Raw genomic sequence first — 1,188 nt, forward strand, 5'->3', positions numbered from 1 at the left:
ATATCGATGATGCGGTGCAGATCCCCGAGCGCGACGTGATCCCGGGGCGGGAACGGGAAGCTCGGCGGCTCGCCTACTCGTCTGATCTCGACATTGTCCGCATCCGAATCGCCTGTCGGTGTATCCGGCGATACGGGGTTGGGCACGCGCAGCATCAGCGCGCGGAAGCGCTCCAGCGTCTCTGTATATTGTTGCTCGATGAGACCCAGGCGCTGATTGAGCAGCTTTACTTGTTGCTTGTTGCGCTCTGCCTGCTCCGGCTGGCCGCTCGCGATCTGATCGCGAATCTCGTCCGTACGTTGATTGCGCTCCCGGCGCAGCTCCTCCGCTTGGCGAAGCAGCTCCAGCCGTTGATCGTCATACGCGATCAGTTCGGATATGGAGAGGGGGATTCCTTTTTGATTGGCGATCGTTTGCAGCATCGACGGATGCTGCCGGATCCATTTGATATCGAGCATGGTCATGCACTCCTTTATGCGAGAATAACAAAAAGCGCTCTCGTCCGATTGGGACGAAGAGCGCTATTCTCGCGGTGCCACCCAAATTGACCGCACAGTCCGGCTGCGCGATCCCCTTAGTTCCGCTGTAACGGGCGGGCCCGGTTAACTTAGAGGGAGTGGCTTCCCCTTGACGAAAACGCCTCCGAGTTGGATGCTCTTCATTGGCCTGATGGCGGTATTTCAGACAGTATAGCGCAAACAGCCGACATTTTTCAAGCGGAAGCAGGCGGAAACAAGCGGAAATACCCGCCAGATTTTACTTTCTTCCGCATAGACAGTAGGATTAATGTATCACGTACATACGAGCTTATCCGTACGATCCCATTGAGAGAGGAAGGTGTTGCGCCATCAACCCTGTTCTTGTCAGACGTTTGATTACGATTGGACTTGTTGTCGTTGCCATTGTGCTGGGGTATTTTTATTTCTCCTCGCTGGTGCCCCTCTTGCTTGCCGTGCTGACGGCATTCATCTTCGAGCCGATCGTCCGCTGGCTTCAGCGGCGGCTCAAGACGACGAAGCGTTTGCTCCCGGTGACGATTGTTTTCACTTCGTTTTCCGTCGTGGCCGGCCTGATGTTCTATCTGGTACTGACCCGGGTGGTGAACACGATCTATCAATGGTCTCTGAATGTGCCCCGGTATGCGACCACCATCCAGCAGTTCGTCAACGAACAGATCGTGCGATTCAA

General features: G+C 55.4%; 1 protein-coding gene and 1 pseudogene. One reads left to right on the forward strand and one right to left on the reverse strand.

Annotated features, from left to right (window positions below; genetic code table 11):
- A pseudogene (locus PA598K_RS38295) lies at positions 1-458 on the reverse strand (serine--tRNA ligase); the annotation flags it as partial.
- A gap of 413 nt (positions 459-871) precedes the next feature.
- On the opposite strand from PA598K_RS38295, the gene PA598K_RS36605 reads away from it, so the two are divergent.
- Positions 872-1,188: AI-2E family transporter (locus tag PA598K_RS36605; RefSeq protein ID WP_185602262.1), on the forward strand; the 317-nt coding region annotated here is incomplete at its 3' end.

Source organism: Paenibacillus sp. 598K, from assembly GCF_003851045.1.
Classification (GTDB): Bacteria; Bacillota; Bacilli; order Paenibacillales; family Paenibacillaceae; genus Paenibacillus_D.